Annotated in this window: 13 protein-coding genes; 9 read left to right on the top strand and 4 right to left on the bottom strand. The window is 63.7% G+C overall.

Annotation, left to right across the window (positions count from 1 at the left end):
- The first annotated feature begins 140 nt into the window (after positions 1–140).
- The 9 genes from J1G37_RS14495 (at position 141) to J1G37_RS14455 (ending at position 10220) form a co-directional block, all read left to right on the top strand.
- On the top strand, positions 141–1343 hold the full coding sequence (locus tag J1G37_RS14495) for an ABC transporter substrate-binding protein (RefSeq protein WP_207042699.1): 1203 nt from the start codon (positions 141–143) through the stop codon (positions 1341–1343).
- A 57-nt stretch (positions 1344–1400) separates the two neighbouring features.
- Complete coding sequence (locus tag J1G37_RS14490; RefSeq protein ID WP_124529663.1) at positions 1401–2261, top strand: branched-chain amino acid ABC transporter permease; 861 nt, start codon at positions 1401–1403, stop codon at positions 2259–2261.
- 1 nt (position 2262) lies between these two features.
- On the top strand, positions 2263–3273 hold the full coding sequence (locus J1G37_RS14485) for a branched-chain amino acid ABC transporter permease (protein ID WP_207042697.1): 1011 nt from the start codon (positions 2263–2265) through the stop codon (positions 3271–3273).
- On the top strand, positions 3270–4019 hold the full coding sequence (locus tag J1G37_RS14480; protein ID WP_078049325.1) for an ABC transporter ATP-binding protein: 750 nt from the start codon (positions 3270–3272) through the stop codon (positions 4017–4019). The genes J1G37_RS14485 and J1G37_RS14480 overlap by 4 nt, the downstream gene beginning before the upstream one ends.
- The gene (locus J1G37_RS14475) at positions 4019–4714 is read left to right on the top strand and encodes an ABC transporter ATP-binding protein (RefSeq protein ID WP_207042695.1); all 696 of its coding nucleotides are present in this window, start codon (positions 4019–4021) and stop codon (positions 4712–4714) included. The genes J1G37_RS14480 and J1G37_RS14475 overlap by 1 nt, the downstream gene beginning before the upstream one ends.
- A gap of 13 nt (positions 4715–4727) precedes the next feature.
- Positions 4728–5996, top strand: a complete 1269-nt coding sequence (locus J1G37_RS14470) for a Zn-dependent hydrolase (protein ID WP_207042693.1) — start codon at positions 4728–4730, stop codon at positions 5994–5996.
- Entirely contained in the window at positions 5993–7396 is a 1404-nt protein-coding gene (locus tag J1G37_RS14465; RefSeq protein ID WP_207042690.1) for an amidase, read from the top strand. Before J1G37_RS14470 ends, J1G37_RS14465 begins: the two co-directional genes overlap by 4 nt.
- A 787-nt stretch (positions 7397–8183) precedes the next feature.
- Complete coding sequence (locus J1G37_RS14460) at positions 8184–9047, top strand: LysR family transcriptional regulator (protein WP_207042688.1); 864 nt, start codon at positions 8184–8186, stop codon at positions 9045–9047.
- 72 nt (positions 9048–9119) lie between these two features.
- Entirely contained in the window at positions 9120–10220 is a 1101-nt protein-coding gene (locus tag J1G37_RS14455; protein WP_207042687.1) for an SMP-30/gluconolactonase/LRE family protein, read from the top strand.
- A 1-nt stretch (position 10221) separates the two neighbouring features.
- Here the strand turns inward: J1G37_RS14455 and J1G37_RS14450 are convergent, their stop codons facing one another.
- The 4 genes from J1G37_RS14450 to J1G37_RS14435 form a co-directional block, all read right to left on the bottom strand.
- Entirely contained in the window at positions 10222–10584 is a 363-nt protein-coding gene (locus J1G37_RS14450; RefSeq protein ID WP_207042686.1) for a hypothetical protein, read from the bottom strand.
- Positions 10585–10586: 2 nt separating this feature from the next.
- Positions 10587–11585, bottom strand: a complete 999-nt coding sequence (locus J1G37_RS14445) for a hypothetical protein (RefSeq protein ID WP_207042685.1) — start codon at positions 11583–11585, stop codon at positions 10587–10589.
- A 138-nt stretch (positions 11586–11723) separates the two neighbouring features.
- Positions 11724–12788, bottom strand: coding sequence for a lipocalin-like domain-containing protein (locus J1G37_RS14440; RefSeq protein WP_207042684.1), 1065 nt, complete (start codon positions 12786–12788; stop codon positions 11724–11726).
- Positions 12778–15240, bottom strand: a complete 2463-nt coding sequence (locus J1G37_RS14435) for an FtsX-like permease family protein (RefSeq protein ID WP_207042683.1) — start codon at positions 15238–15240, stop codon at positions 12778–12780. Before J1G37_RS14435 ends, J1G37_RS14440 begins: the two co-directional genes overlap by 11 nt.

Below are 15240 nucleotides of genomic sequence, written 5' to 3'. Positions count from 1 at the left end.
CTCCCACACAAGCCAGCTCCCACAGAAGACCGAGTGGACCTGATAAACCGCGTTATCCAATAACAAGCCTGCCCACAGGCCCAAGCTCCACCGTATCGCCCTTGCCGCTCCTGCCAATAACTAAACCAGGGAGTCACCCCATGCAGCGTCGTACGTTATTGAAAGCCAGTCTTACCGCAGCCGCCGCCCTCAGCCTTCCGCTGAGCGTGCGCCACGCATTCGCCGCCGAGCCCTTTACCTTTTACGGCCTAAAGTCCATGTCTGGCGCCTTTGCCAGCTATGGCAAATTTGCCGACATGGGTTCGCGCCTGGCGGTTGAGCAACATCCCGCACTTCTCGGCCGCCCGCTGAACTACAAGGTCATCGACACCGAAGGCAACGCCGGCAAGGCGGTGCGCAAGGTGCAGGAAGCCATCCAGCAAGACGGCGCGCGGTTCTTCCAGGGTTGCACGCTGTCGTCGTCGGCACTGGCGGTGGCCAAGGAAGTGGACAAGGTCGGCGGCGTGTTCATGACCCCAGTGGGCGCCGATGAAGTCACCGGCAAGGACTGCAACCACGCGACGTTCCGCTGGTCGGTGCCCACCTACGGCGCGATCCGCGAAACCATGCTGCCGCTGATCAAGCTACTGCCGGACGCCAAGCGCTGGTACACCATCACCCCGCAATACGTGTTCGGCGAAGCGTTGCTGGAAGGCGCGAAAAGCGTGCTCAAGGACAGCGGCCTGGAGCACATCGGTAACAGCTATCACTCGTTGCAGGAACAGGAATTCTCCGGCTACCTGACCAACGCCATCGCCGCCAAACCCGATGTGCTGGTGCTGCTCAACTTCGGCAGCCAGTCGTCCAACACCCTGCGCCAGGCGGTGAACTTCGGCATCAAGGAGCGCATGAAAGTGCTGCTGGTGTGGTCCGCAGGGCTCGACCAGTTCCAGGAACTGGGCAGCGACATCCTCGAAGGCGTGTACCTCGGCGCGCAGTACTGGCACCAGGTCGACACCCCGCTCAACCGCGAACTGGTCAAGCTGACCCAGGCCAAATACGGCATCAACCCCACCTACCCACTGGCCGCCGACTACATCAGCACCAAGGTCATGCTCGACACCATCATCGCCACCGGCAGTTTCGACGGGCCGACCGTGGCCAAGGCCATGCAGGGCCTGAGTTTCGACGGCCCGACCGGCAAGGAATCGATCCGCGCCGGCGACCACCAGGTGATCAAGGACTACTACCTGCTGATCGGCAAAGCCGCCAGCGAGATGGCCGACAAGGATGACCTCGCGAAGGTGCTCAGCGCCGGCCAGTCGTTCCCGCCCGTGGAAGCCACCGGCTGCACGCTCGCCTGACCCCCTGAACATTGCCGAGCAGGGCCGCGCAAGCGGCATCCTGCCGAGGGTTCCTGCATGCTTAATCTTTACCTGTTCCAGATACTCAACGGCCTTGGATTGGGGATGATCTACTTCCTGATCGCCGTCGGGCTGACGATCATTTTCGGCCTGCTCAACTTCGTCAACTTTGCCCACGGCGCATTCTTTCTGCTGGGCGCCTACATCTGCTACACCGCCGTGAGCCTCACCGGCAACTTCTGGCTGGCGCTGTTGATCGCGCCGTTGGTGGTCGCCGCCCTGGCGTGGGTGATCGAGCGCCTGTTGATCCAGCGGATCTATCACTTGCCGCACATGTTCCAGATCCTGGTGACGCTCGGCATCGCGCTGATCATCCAGGAAGCCAGCGTGATGATCTGGGGCCCGGTGGGCAAAAGCGTCGCCGTGCCGGAACTGCTGCGCGGGGTACTGGTGGTCGGTGACTTTGTGTACCCGCACTACCGCCTGTTCCTGATCGGTTTTTCCGCGCTGATCGGTCTGGGGCTATGGCTGCTGCTGGAACGCACGCGCTTCGGCGCCCTGGTGCGCGCCGGCAGTGAAAGCACCGAGACCGTGTCGCTGCTGGGCACGAATATTTTCCGCTTGTTCTCGATGACCTTCGCCCTCGGCGTGGCCCTGGCCGGCGTTGCCGGTGTGCTGTTCGCGCCGTTGCGCGGCGCGCAGCCCTTTGTCGGCCCGGAGATTCTCGGCGTGGCCTTCGTGGTGGTGGTGATCGGTGGCATGGGTTCGTTTAGCGGTGCGTTGGTCGGCGGTTTATTGGTGGGCGTGGTGCAAAGCCTGATGACCACACTCTGGCCCCAGGGTGCGAGCCTGATGATCTACGGCGCGATGGCCGTGGTGATTCTGGTGCGCCCTTACGGCCTGTTCGGGAGAGCCTGACATGAGCGAGAAAAATCCCCTGCCGTTTGCCAAGACCCAATCCCGCGCGATGTTGCTGTGGGTGCTGGCGGTGTTGATCGGCCTGCCGTTGATCCTGCCCTCGGCGACCCTGGCCACCGAGATCCTGATCTTTGCCATGGCGGCCCTCGCCTGCAACCTGCTGCTGGGCTACACCGGGCTGCTGTCGTTCGGCCAAGGCATCTTCTTTGGTGCCGGCGCGTATTGCGCGGCGCTGCTGATGTTGCACTTGCAGATGGGCCTGTTCACCGCCTTGCTCGGCGCCGCCATTGCCGGTGGTTTCCTCGCCTTGCTGGTGGGCGCCTTGGCGATCCGTCGCACCGGCATCTACTTCGTGATGCTGACCCTGGCGTTCAGCCAGATGGCCTATTTTGTCGCCTATACCTTGAGCGACTGGACTGGCGGCGACAACGGCCTGCTCAGCGTGCCGCGCCCGGAGATCCGCTTCGGTGAAACCGTGCTGCTGTCCCTGGCCGACGCCCGTGCGTTCTACGGCTTCGTCGCCGTGCTGTTCTTGCTGATCTTTATCGGCGCGCGCCGGGTGATCGCCTCGCCGTTCGGCAGCACGCTGATGGCGATCCGCGAAAACGAAACCCGCGCCTCGGCCATCGGCTACGACACGCGCCACTTCAAGATCCTCGTGTTTGTGCTGTCCGGCGCCGTCACCGGGATTGCCGGCGCGCTGTACGCGATGCTGCTGCACTTTGTGCCGCTGTCGAATATCGACCTGGCGATGTCCGAGAACATCCTGATCATGACCATCGTCGGCGGCACTGGCTCGTTGTTCGGTTCGTTGCTGGGGGCCGGCTCGATCGTGCTGTTGGGGGACTTTCTTTCGGACCTGTGGCCACGCTGGCTGATGCTGCTGGGGGTGATTCTGATCCTGGTGGTGATCTTTATGCGCGGTGGTTTGTGGGGCGGTCTGGCGTCGCTGTTTGAAAAAGTGCGCGGCAGTCGCAAAGCCGCCGTTATCGCCAAGGAGGAAGTGTTATGAGCATCCTGCTGGAAACCAAGGATCTGGAACTGGCCTACGGCGCCTTCCATGCGGTGAACGGCGTCAACCTCAAGGTCGAAGCCGGCACCATCCACACCATCATCGGCCCCAACGGCGCGGGCAAGACCAGCCTGTTCCACTGCCTCACCGGCGAACGCCAGGCCACCGCCGGGGCGATCCACTTCGACGGCAGGAACCTGATGCGCAAACCGGCCCACGGCCGCGTCGGCCTGGGCATGGCGCGCTCGTTCCAGCTCACCAGCCTGTTCCAGAACCTCAGCGTGCGCGAAAACCTACGCCTCGCCGCCCAAGGCCGTGACGGTGCGCGCGCGCTGAACTTCTGGCGCCGCGTGGACAGCAAACGCGAGCATCTGGAGATGGCCGACCAGGTCCTGGAACGCCTGCAACTCACCGCCCGCGCCGACACCCTGGCCGGCGAGTTGTCCCACGGCCAGCAACGGGTGCTGGAGGTGGGCATGTCGATCTGCTCCAAGCCCAAACTGTTGATGCTCGACGAGCCCACTTCGGGCATGGGCATCGATGACATCCCGATCATGACCCAACTGATCAGCGACCTCGGCCGCGACCACACGGTGCTGCTGATCGAACACAACATGAGCATCGTCATGTCCATAAGCCAGCGCATCACGGTGATGAGCCACGGGCAGATCCTCGTGGAGGGCACGCCGGAGTTCGTGCGTGCCGATGAACGTGTGCGCACTGCATACCTTGGGGAGGCTGCCTGATGCTGATCGTCGAGAATATCCATTCCTACTACGACAAAAGCCACGTGCTTGAAGGCGTGTCGCTGACCGTCAACCCCGGTGAACTGGTGACGCTGCTGGGGCGCAACGGCGCGGGCAAGACCACCACGCTGCGCAGCATCCTCGGGATCATCTGCCCGCGCCAGGGCGAGATCCACTTCAACGGCCAGGCCTTGGTGGGGCAGAAGATCTTCGAAATCGCCCGCCAGGGTTTGGCGCTGGTCCCGGAAAACCGTGGAATTTTCCGCCTGCTCACCGTCGAGGAAAACCTGCGCATCGCCGCCCGCAAGACCAGTCGCTGGCAGTTGGAGGATGTGTACGGCATGTTCCCGCGCCTCAAGGAGCGGCGCAAAAACGCCGGCCATGCGTTGTCCGGCGGCGAACAACAAATGCTCGCCATCGCCCGCGCCCTGCTCAATGACCCCAAGCTGCTGATCCTCGATGAGCCCACCGAAGGCCTGGCGCCGGTGATCGTCGACGAGCTGGTGAAGATCCTGCGCAAGATCAAGGACGACGGCCTGCCCGTGCTGCTGGTGGAACAGAACCTGATGGTCTGCGACAAGCTCGCCGACCGCCATTACGTGCTCGAACAAGGCCGCGTGGTCTACGAAGGCAGCGCCGCCGCCTTCCGCGCCGACCCGACGATCAAGAACCGCTATTTGGCCCTGAGTGCCTGACCGGAGAATGCAGATGAATAGTTTTGCGCAACCGCTCAACAGCAACGCCCAACTGATCAACCGCGACCGCCTGTGGCAATCGCTGATGGACCTGGCCCAGTTGGGCGCCACCGTCAAAGGCGGCGTGTGCCGCCTCGCCCTCACCGACCTCGACCGCCAGGCCCGCGACCTGTTCGTGCAGTGGTGCGAAGCAGCCGGGTGCAGCGTCAGTGTGGATGCCATCGGCAATATCTTTGCGCGCCGTGCCGGGCGCAATCCGGCCCTGCCCCCGGTGATGACCGGCAGCCATATCGACACCCAGCCCACGGGTGGCAAGTTTGATGGCTGCTATGGCGTGATGGCCGGGTTGGAAGTGATCCGCACCCTGAACGATTTGAACATCGAAACCGAAGCGCCCATCGAAGTAGTGGTGTGGACCAACGAAGAAGGCTCGCGCTTCCCGCCGTGCATGATGGGTTCCGGGGTGTTTGCCGGGAAGTTCGACTTGCAGGACACCCTCGATAAAGTCGATGACCAGGGCCTGTCGGTGGGCGCCGAATTGCAGCGCATCGGCTACGCCGGCTCCCGCGCGGTGCTGGGCCACCCGGTGGGTGCGTATTTCGAAGCGCATATCGAACAAGGCCCGGTGCTGGAAGACCGCGCCACCACCATCGGCGTGGTCATGGGTTGCCTGGGCCAGAAGTGGTTCGACCTGACCTTCACCGGCGTCGAAGCCCACGCCGGGCCGACGCCGATGCACTTGCGCAAGGACGCCCTGGTGGGCGCCGCCGAGGTGGTCAGCGCGGTCAACCGTATCGCCCACCAACAGCAACCCCACGCCTGCGGTACCGTCGGTTGCCTGAGCCTGCACCCCGGTTCACGCAATGTGATTCCCGGCCAGGTGCACATGACCCTCGACCTGCGCCACCTGCATGCCGACACGTTGCAAGCCATGGTCGATGAAGTGCGCGGCGTGATCGAAGCCACTGCCGAGCGACACGGCCTGAGCTTTGAGCTGACGCCCACGGCGGACTTCCCGCCGCTGGACTTCGCCCCGGCCTGCGTCAACGCCGTGCGCGATGGCGCAAGCCGCCTGGGCTTGAGCCATATGGACATTGTCAGCGGCGCCGGGCATGACGCGATTTTTGTCGCCGAACTGGGCCCGGCTGGAATGATCTTCGTGCCGTGCGAAGGCGGCATCAGCCACAACGAAATCGAAAACGCCGCGCCGGATGACCTGGCGGCAGGCTGCGCGGTGTTGCTGCGCGCCATGGTCAATGCGGCGCAAGGAGACCTGGCATGAGCGAGATCGGGCAACTGACGGCGGTGCAATTGCTGCAGCATTTTCGCGACAAGACCCTGTCGCCGGTGGAGGTCACCAAAGACGCCTTGCTGCGCATCGAACGCTACAACCCGGTGGTGAACGCCTACTGCCATGTCGACCCGCAAGGTGCGCTGGACGCCGCGCGGGCCTCGGAACTGCGCTGGCTCAAAGGCCAGCCCTGCGGCGCCCTGGACGGCGTGCCGGCGTCCATCAAAGACCTTACGCTGACCATCGGCATGCCCACGCGCAAGGGCTCGCGCACCTCATCCGCCGACGGGCCATGGGAGGTAGACGCGCCCTTCCCCGCCTTTATGCGCAAGGCCGGCGCGGTGCTGCTGGGCAAGACCACCACCCCGGAATTCGGCTGGAAAGGCGTCACCGACAACCCGCTGTATGGCATCACGCGCAACCCGTGGGACACCCGCACCACGGCGGGCGGTTCGTCCGGTGGCGCCGGGGCAGCGGCGGCGTTGAACCTGGGGGTGTTGCACCAGGGCAGCGACGCCGGTGGTTCGATCCGCATCCCCTGCGCGTTTACCGGCACGTTCGGGATCAAGCCGACCTTTGGTTATGTGCCGCAGTGGCCGGCCAGCTCCATGACGATCCTGTCACACCTGGGGCCAATGACGCGCACCGTCGAAGACAGCGTCTTGATGCTGCACACCATCGCCCAACCGGACGCACGCGATGGCCTGAGCGGCGCGCCGCGAACCACGCCGTGGTTGAAGCCGGGCACGGATTTGAAGGGCTTGCGCGTGGCCTACAGCCCCACGTTCGGTTATGTGGATGTGGACCCGCAGGTGGCCAAGGTGGTCGCCCAGGCGGTGGAAGGATTGGTGCAATTGGGCGCCCATGTCGAGCAGATCGACCCCGGTTTCAGCGACCCGCTGGAGGTATTCAGCACCCTGTGGGCCGCGGGGGCCGCGCGCTTGACCGGGCCGATGAGCGACGCGCAAAAGCAGCTGCTGGACCCCGGCCTGCTGCGCATCGCGCAACGCGGCGAGCGCTTGAGCCTGGACGACTTCAGCGCGGCCCTCGAAGCACGGGCCGCGTTGGTGGCACGGATGGCGGCGTTCCATGAGCATTACGATGTGTTGGTGTCGCCGATGCTGCCGATTACCGCGTTTTGCGCCGGGCACGATGTGCCGCCGGGCTCGGGTTTGCAGGAATGGACGGAGTGGACGCCGTTCACCTATCCCTTCAACTTGACCCAACAGCCAGCGGCCTCGGTGCCGTGCGGGCTGGCGGCGAATGGTTTGCCGGTGGGGTTGCATGTGGTGGGCGCGCGGTTTGCCGATGATACGGTTTTGCGGGTTTGCCAGGTGTATGCAAAGGCGTTCCCCACCCGGCACCTGCAAGCGCCAAAAACTCAGAGTTGAAATGCGATTGAATGTGGGAGCTGAGGCTTTTGGGCAGGTGTACATATCCGTTATTTAGGTAACGGCCACTTAGGGCTCCGCTCTTACAGCGGCTCACTTTGGAAAAGCCCCAAAGTAAGCAAAGGGCTCTTGCCCCAACACTCGGTGCCTCGCTTAGGCTCGGCATGCCCGAACGAAGGCTTGAATCCGTGGGCCGCCGCCACGCGCCATCCATGGCGCGGGGCGGCTAACCCGGCGTCCTGCCGGGTTACCCACGGATTCAAGCCTGCGTTCGGCCAGCGTGTTTGACGGGGCAAGTAAGATCAAAAGCCAGAGCGCGGCGGCCTTAGAGCCGACCGGTATTTGTCCTGCCGATCTCGGTTAAAAATGTGGGAGCTGGCTTGCCTGCGATGCAGACAACTCGGTACATCAGGCACACCCAGTTGATGCCATCGCAGGCAAGCCAGCTCCCACAGGGAAACGCGCACGCTTCATCGATCAGGTCGGCTACTAGGCCGCCGCGCTTTGTTTTTGATTTTGATCTTAGGCGCCCCGTTAAACACGCTGGCCGGAATTCGATATGGATTACGGGCACACCGAGCCTAGGCGAGGTGCCGAGTGTTGGGGCAAGAGCGTTTTGCTTACTTTTGCGCTCTTCAAAAGTGAGCCGCCGTAAGGGCGGAACCATAAGCCGCCGTTACCTAAATAACGGATATGCACACCGACACACCGCTATCGCAGGCAAGCCAGCTCCCACAGTTCCAACCGCATTCCACTACAATGCCCCCCATTCATACCCGGGGGCTTCATGGACATCGAACTGGCACGCACCTTCCTCGAAATCACCCGCTGCGGCAGCCTGGCCGCAGCGGCCGAGAAACTGCACGTCACCCAGACCGCCATCACCGCGCGGGTCAAGAGCCTGGAAAGCCAGCTCGGCAGCACCCTCTTCATCCGCAATCGCGCCGGCGCGCGCCTGACCGCCGACGGCGAAGCCTTCGTGGTCTACGCCAACCAGTTGCTGCAAACGTGGGAAGCGGCACGGCGTGACCTGCCGCTGCCCGAAGGCTATCGCAACGTGCTGCATATCGGCGGTGAGGTCAGCCTGTGCAACCCCTTGATGCTCGGCTGGGCCCAGGCCCTGCGCGAACATATCCCCGGGCATGCGTTACGTACCGAAGTGCGCGAGGGCGAGTACCTGCTGCGCCAACTGGAACTGGGGGTGCTCGACGCCGCGCTGGTGTTCCAGCCGCAATACTGGCCGGGGTTGCAGGTGGAGCAGGTGCTGGAAGAAAAACTGATCCTGGTGCAGTTGGCCAGCAAGCCGGTGCCCTACGTGTATATCGACTGGGGCCCGGGCTTCCGCCAGCAGCATGACGCGGCACTGCCCGACAAGGCGCGGGCGGCGCTGAGTTTCAATCTCGGGCCGCTGGCCTTGCAGTACATCCTCGAAAACGGCGGTGCCGGGTACTTCCGCACGCGGGTGGTGCAGAGCTACCTGGACAGCGGCGTGATGCGCCGGGTGCCGAAGGCGCCGGAGTTCAGTTTCCCCACCTACCTGGTGTATTCGCGGGGGCGGGATTCGGCGGTGTTGCAGCAGGCGCTGGAACTGCTGCGTGGCGTGGTCAAGGCCGAGAGTGACTGGTCGCAACGCTGGGACCCAGTACTTTGAAACACAAACGCGACTAGCAGATTTTTCCAGCCGGACTACGCTCAAGCCCCATCAAAAATGCCAGGAGTCGGCATGCGTACCCGCTCACGAAAACTGCGTCACCTGCTGTTTGTCCTGCTGCTGGCGGTGGTGGCCTTCCTCTTGCTGATGCCCACCAAGGTGCAGCCGGTGAACTGGGCGCCGCCCAAGGCGCCGTCGATGACCCACGGGCCCTACGCTGAAAACCAGCGCCTCAAGGGCGTAGAAAAAACCGGCGCCCAGGGCATCGCCGGGCCCGAAGCGCTGGTGCTGGATGCCGAGGGTTTCCTGCTCAGCGGGCTGCATGACGGGCGCATCATCCGCACCGCACCCGGCAGCGACACCCTGGAAGTGCTGGCCAACACCGGCGGACGCCCGCTGGGCCTGGCGCTGCACCCGGATGGGCGCTTGATCATTGCCGACGGCATCAAGGGCCTGCTCGCGCTGGATGCCAACCGCCAACTCACGTCCCTGAGCACCACGGCCAACGGCGTGCCCTTCGGTTTTACCGATGACGTGATCGTGGACGCCAGCGGGCGCTACGCGTATTTCAGCGATGCGTCGAGTCGCTGGGGTTACGGCCAGGATGGCGAAGCCGTGATCGAACACGGCGGCGACGGCCGGCTGCTGCGCTATGACTTCAGCAACGCCAGCACCGAAGTGTTGCTGGAGCATCTGCAATTCGCCAACGGCGTGGCCCTGGGCCCGGATGAAGACTATGTGCTGGTGAATGAGACCGGTGCCTATCGCATCAGCCGCTATTGGCTCAAGGGCGAACGCGCCGGCAGCCACGACCTGTTTATCGACAACCTGCCGGGCTTGCCGGACAACCTCAGTTTCAATGGGCGGGATCGTTTCTGGGTGGCGCTGTATTCGCCGCGTAATCCGCTGCTGGATAGCTTTGCCGGGTACCCGATGCTGCGCAAAGTGATGGTACGGGCGTTGATGGTGCTGCCCAAGCCGATTGAGCGTAGGGCGTTTGTGTTGGGGCTGGATGTCGAGGGCAAGGTGATTGCGAACTTGCAGGATGGCAGCGCGGGGAATTACTCGCCGATCACCACGGCGCGGGAGTATGGGGAGTGGTTGTACCTGGGGTCGTTGAAGGGCACGGGGATGGCGCGGGTGGCGTTGGGGGTGGTGATTGCGGGGGAGTGAGTCACCATCGGAACCAGATCTCACAGATGATGCATGCGACGATCCACACATAAGTCATTCGATAGGGCCACAGTGCCCATCGTCTCAGCGCGATAGGAACAGATGCCAATTCGGCCTCAGTCACGAGGCCCGCCTTGATGTGAGTCTTTGGCATTGAAAGAAAGTCGATCATCAGGCCCATACGATGAAACCTGTCGATCGGCTGGTTTCTTCCCCAAAAGCGCTTATGCCTTCGAACCTTTTCGTTTTCACTGAAGTAACTTTCCAGCTCATCGAGTTTTCGATATTCCGCAAATAGCACCAACCCCAAAAGGACGAATACCCCAGCCATCAACACAATGCTGTAGACGAGAAAAAACGACATGGTTAAGCGCCCTCTGGTTCAAATATGAATTGTCCATCAGCAACCTCTATGACCACCCCACCCAAAAAGGCACCGTAATCACCGAAAAAAGATCCTCCGGCATAACCACCTACGGCACCGCCAATAATTCCACAGGCCAGCCCGCTACGTTCTTTCAAACCAACCGCCAACACGATCTTGCATGCGCTACGAGCAACTTCTGCACCGGCTTTCCCCAAGATCGCCGCCCCCGTAACGCCCCCCACCAACCGCCCACTCTCCACATACCTCGCCCGCCTGCACTGCGCATCCCGCCCCTCCACACACGCCTCCTTGATCTTCAACCCCGCAACGCCCACATCCATCGCCAACCCCACATACGTGCCCTTCCCCAACCACTTCGACGCCCGCGCAATCGCCGCCATGCGCTTGGCATACCCATCGATCTCGCCCTTGTGCAAATAACTCTTGGTGGAAATCCCCAGCACGTTCTTCAACGACTGATTCCCGCGCAACCCCGTGCCAAACCGAGCCGCCCCACGCACCTGGGTATCCAGCAATTCAAACAACACCTGGCGCTGGCGAATAAACGCCTGGCGCTCCAAGCCGCCCGCCTTCAAACGCTGATGCAACTGCTCGATCTCCTCCAGCGTATGCAGCACCTCATCCAGATGCCGTGCCCACCCCGAGGTCGTGCTGCCGACGCCGATTGAGCCGTAGGTCAGCAAGCTCTGTAGCAGGTCATAGTCGTTAATCACCGCCGCCCCAGCCGCAGCATCCTGTTCCAGGTTGCGCCGCACTTCTTCCGCACGGCGCATCAACCAGGCCTCCTCCCAGGAACAGCTGACGCTGTAGGTATCCGGAATCACCACCAGTTGCCCCGGCGTCACCAAGCCGTGGCGCAGGTGGTGGTTCAACACATCAAAATGGTCCGAGCGCTCGCGGCTCAAGCCATGGCCCATCAAGCGGGTTTTCAGACTGGTGAGATCAATCACCTCATTGTTGATATAGCCCTGCGCCATGCCCGACATCCCGAATCCAATAGAGATGGCGTCGAAATATAAGCAAGCGCTCCCGCCCCGGACACAAGCCCGAGGGGGTTGAAAATCAGTTTGGGAAGTTGCCTACATAGGCGAAGAAACGGTGCTTACAGAAAACCGCTAATACCCGGTCATTTCCAGGTAACCCACCCCACCGTCGAACCGCACCGGCCCTTCCCAGTAGGGAATGCTCAGGTTCATCCAGGCATTCGGGTTGACCGCCGAGGGGGTGATATCCAGCTGTTTACCGGGGATTTTCAGCGACCAACGCGTAGGGATTTTACGTCCGTCGATCTCCGTGGTCGCCAACGGCGTCAGTTGGATATCGGCGTTGTGCAAGGTCTGGGTGTGGCCCTGCTGATCAATCCAGGTGCCGGTGAGGTAACCCGGACCGTCCTGCTGGCGCACGCGAAATAGCATCAATTGTTCGCCGCGATCCAGGTGCAGGGAAAACCAGTCCCACCCGCTCTGGTTGGCCGCGAGGGGTTGGCTGCTCCATTCGCGATCCAGCCACGCCGGGCCGCTGACCTGGTAGGTGGTGCCGTCGATCCGCACGCTGCCCGTGGCGCTGAAAAACGGCTGGCTGTAGTAGTACGACGCCTGGCCCTGGTCGGACTTGCGGCTGTAACCCTGTTCACCTTGCAGCACCAACGGGCGGCTGGACGTCAGGTGCAGGTCATAGGCGAACTGTGCGCCGCTGGCCGTGAGCTGCATATCCGCCAACGGGCTGGCGGCACCGGGGCGGGAGGCGAAGTTCCAGTCGTCGATCCAGGCGTTGAACGGCACCGCCTGTGCGCCCGCCTGGCCAACGCCGCCACGGGCATAGCGTTCGGCGGCGTAGTGGCGCGTGGCGGAGGTGACGGCGGCGTGGCCCAGCCAGACCGTCGAGTCGCGCCAGCCAGATTGCGTCGGCCCGGCCTGGAGGGCGTTGCGAAACAACGTCCATTGCACGCCGAACAGGTTGCCCTGAGCATCCTTGAGGTTGGCGGTGACGTACCACCATTCGATGCGAAAACCATCATGGGGGCCGTGGTCCTCGGGAAAGCTGAACACCTTGCCCGGCACCACCTGGGCAAAGTCCGCCGCCGCGCTGCCCAGGCCGGCGAAGCTTTCCTCTGGCGCCGGGGCTTTATCGCACCCGCTCAACAGCAACAGCAGCGCCCACAGCAGCGGCTTAATCTTCATGGGCAAAGGTCCTCAACAAGTCCGCCGGGCGGCTGCGGTACAGCTGCCACAGCGGCCAGGCCGAGGCCAGCAACGTCGCCAGCAGCGCCAAGCCCAGCAGTTGCGCGAGCTGCCACGGGAACACCTGCAACGGCAGGCGCCAACCGAACGCCTGCACATTGATCACCGCATCCAGGCACCACGCCAGCAACAGGCCCAAGGGCAATGCGAGGATCAGCGTGAGCGCGGCCAGCAGCCAGGTCTGCTCCAGGTTCAGCAGCATCAATTGCCGGCGCGTCACCCCCAACGCCCACAGCGGCGCGAGCTGGCCGAGGCGGCTCTGGCTTTGGCTCAGCAGGCTGATAAACAACGCCACGCCGGCGACGCCGAGGGTCAGGCTGTTGAGGGCGGCGGTGGCGGCGAAGGTGCGTTCGAACACTTGGCTGGACCAGCCCTTGAGCTGCTGCTGATCGACGATGCGGCTGTCTTCCAGGGCAAACACCCGCTGCACTTCAGCCACCAGCGCCGGCACATCCTGCGGCTGCACGCGCAGGTTGAAGCGCGCCGGTGACAGCGTCGGCCAATGCGCCAGCAGGTGCCGGGCATTGACCAGCAGATGGCCCTTGGGATTGCCGTAGTCGGCGTAGATCCCCACCACCTGCGGCGTCCACGCCCCCTGCGGCGTGGGGATCGCCAGCGTATCGCCCAACTGCACGCCCAGGCGTCGCGCCAATTGCTCGCTGAGCATCAGCGTGTCGCCTTCGAGCAATTGGTCCCAGGGATCACTCAGCGCCTGCAGCAACGGCCAGTGCTGGCGATAGGTGGGGTCATCGACCACGCCAAACAGCTCCGCCGGCCAGCCTTGCAGTTGCACCGCGACTTGCCAGGTGGGCAGCACGGTCTGTACCTGCGGTTGCGCCTCCAGCCAGCGCTGCAGTTGTGCCGACTGCGCCGCGTTTTGCGGATTAAGGTACAGCTCGGCCGTCAGGCGCTGCTCCAGCCAGTGGGTGAAGGTCTGGCGAAAACCCGAGGTCATGGACCCCGCGCCGATATTCGCCGCCAGCGCCAACAGCAACGCCATCAGCGCCAGGCTCAAGGCCGGGAGTTGTTGGCGGCAATCGGCGAGGAACCATTGGCCGAGCACCGAGCGGCTGCGCCCCAGTAGCGCCTTGAGCAGCCCATTGAGCATCACCGGCAAGCCCAGTGCGGCGCCCAGCAACAACGTCGCCATCAACACAAAGCCGGCGGCCAGGCTGTCGCCCAGCAGCAAAGCCAGCAGCGCGATCAGCAGTGCAGCGGCCGCCACCCAACCCTGGCGACGCAACCAGCGCCCATGGGCCTCATGCCAGGCCTGGGCGTTGGCCAGCGCCAGCAACGGCAAGCGCGCCGCCCGCCACAGGCTGTTGGCGCCGGCGAGCAGCGCGCCGAGCAGGCTCAACCCCAGTCCAGCGGCCCACCAACCTGGGCTCAGGCTCAGTTGGCCGGCAACCTCGGCGCCATACAGGCCGCGCAGGCTGGCGGCCACATCCGGCAGCAACAGGCTGGCCAGCAGGTAGCCGCTGGCGACGCCGAGCACACCGCCGAGCAAGGCCAGCACGCCCAATTCCACACCCAGGCTGAGGATCAACAACCGCGCGCTGACCCCGCAGGCGCGCAAGGTGCGCAGCAGGCCACGGCGTTGCTCCAGGGCCAGGCCGATGGCGGCGTGCACGATAAACAGCCCCACCACAAAGGACAGAAAGCCCAGGGCGTCGAGGTTCAGGTGAAAGCTTTCGGTCAGGCGCGACAGGTTGTTGTCTTCGCCCTGTTTCAGCTGCAAGCCCTCCGGTGGCGTGGGATGGCTTGCCGCATAGGTCTTGTCCACCAGCAAGCGCGACAGGCGGCCAGGCATGTCCAGCAGCGGCTGGGCAAAGCCGATATCGGTCAGCAACACCCCGGGCGCCATGTCCTGCTGGGCTTGCAAGGGCGGTAACACGTGGCCGCTCAGCGTCATCGGTTGCTGCCCCTCACGCAGCCCCAGGGTCTGCAAGGTTTGCGGAGCAATCCAGGTACGCCCCGGCGGCGCAAAAAACGCGAGCATCTGCGCCTGGCTCAAACGCTGCCCCGCCACCGCACCGCTGCCCGGCAACGACACCGGTTCGACGCCCATCAACTGCAAGCGCGCGTCGGCATGCCCTTGCAGTTGCACCCGCCCCTGCACCACCGGTGACACCGGCCAGCCGGCCCGGCGCAACTGGGCGAACAGCGCCTGGGGGAAACTGGCCCCGTCCGGCGCACTGAGGCTGGCCTGGGGTTCACCGCCGATCAATTGGCTGGCGCGTGCGTAACTGTCCCGCGCCTGACTGTTCAGGGCCTGCACCCCGGTGAGCAACGCCGTGGCCAGCCACAAGCCGGTGAGCACACTGAAAAACTGCACGGGATGGCGCCGCCAATGGCTCAGCAGCGCGCGCAACGCCCAATAAAACACGGCCAT

The organism is Pseudomonas sp. Marseille-Q1929, assembly GCF_017316265.1.
GTDB lineage: Bacteria > Pseudomonadota > Gammaproteobacteria > Pseudomonadales > Pseudomonadaceae > Aquipseudomonas.
The sequence above is the reverse complement of the archived record's forward strand: the minus strand, read 5'-3'. Positions and strand labels throughout refer to the sequence as shown.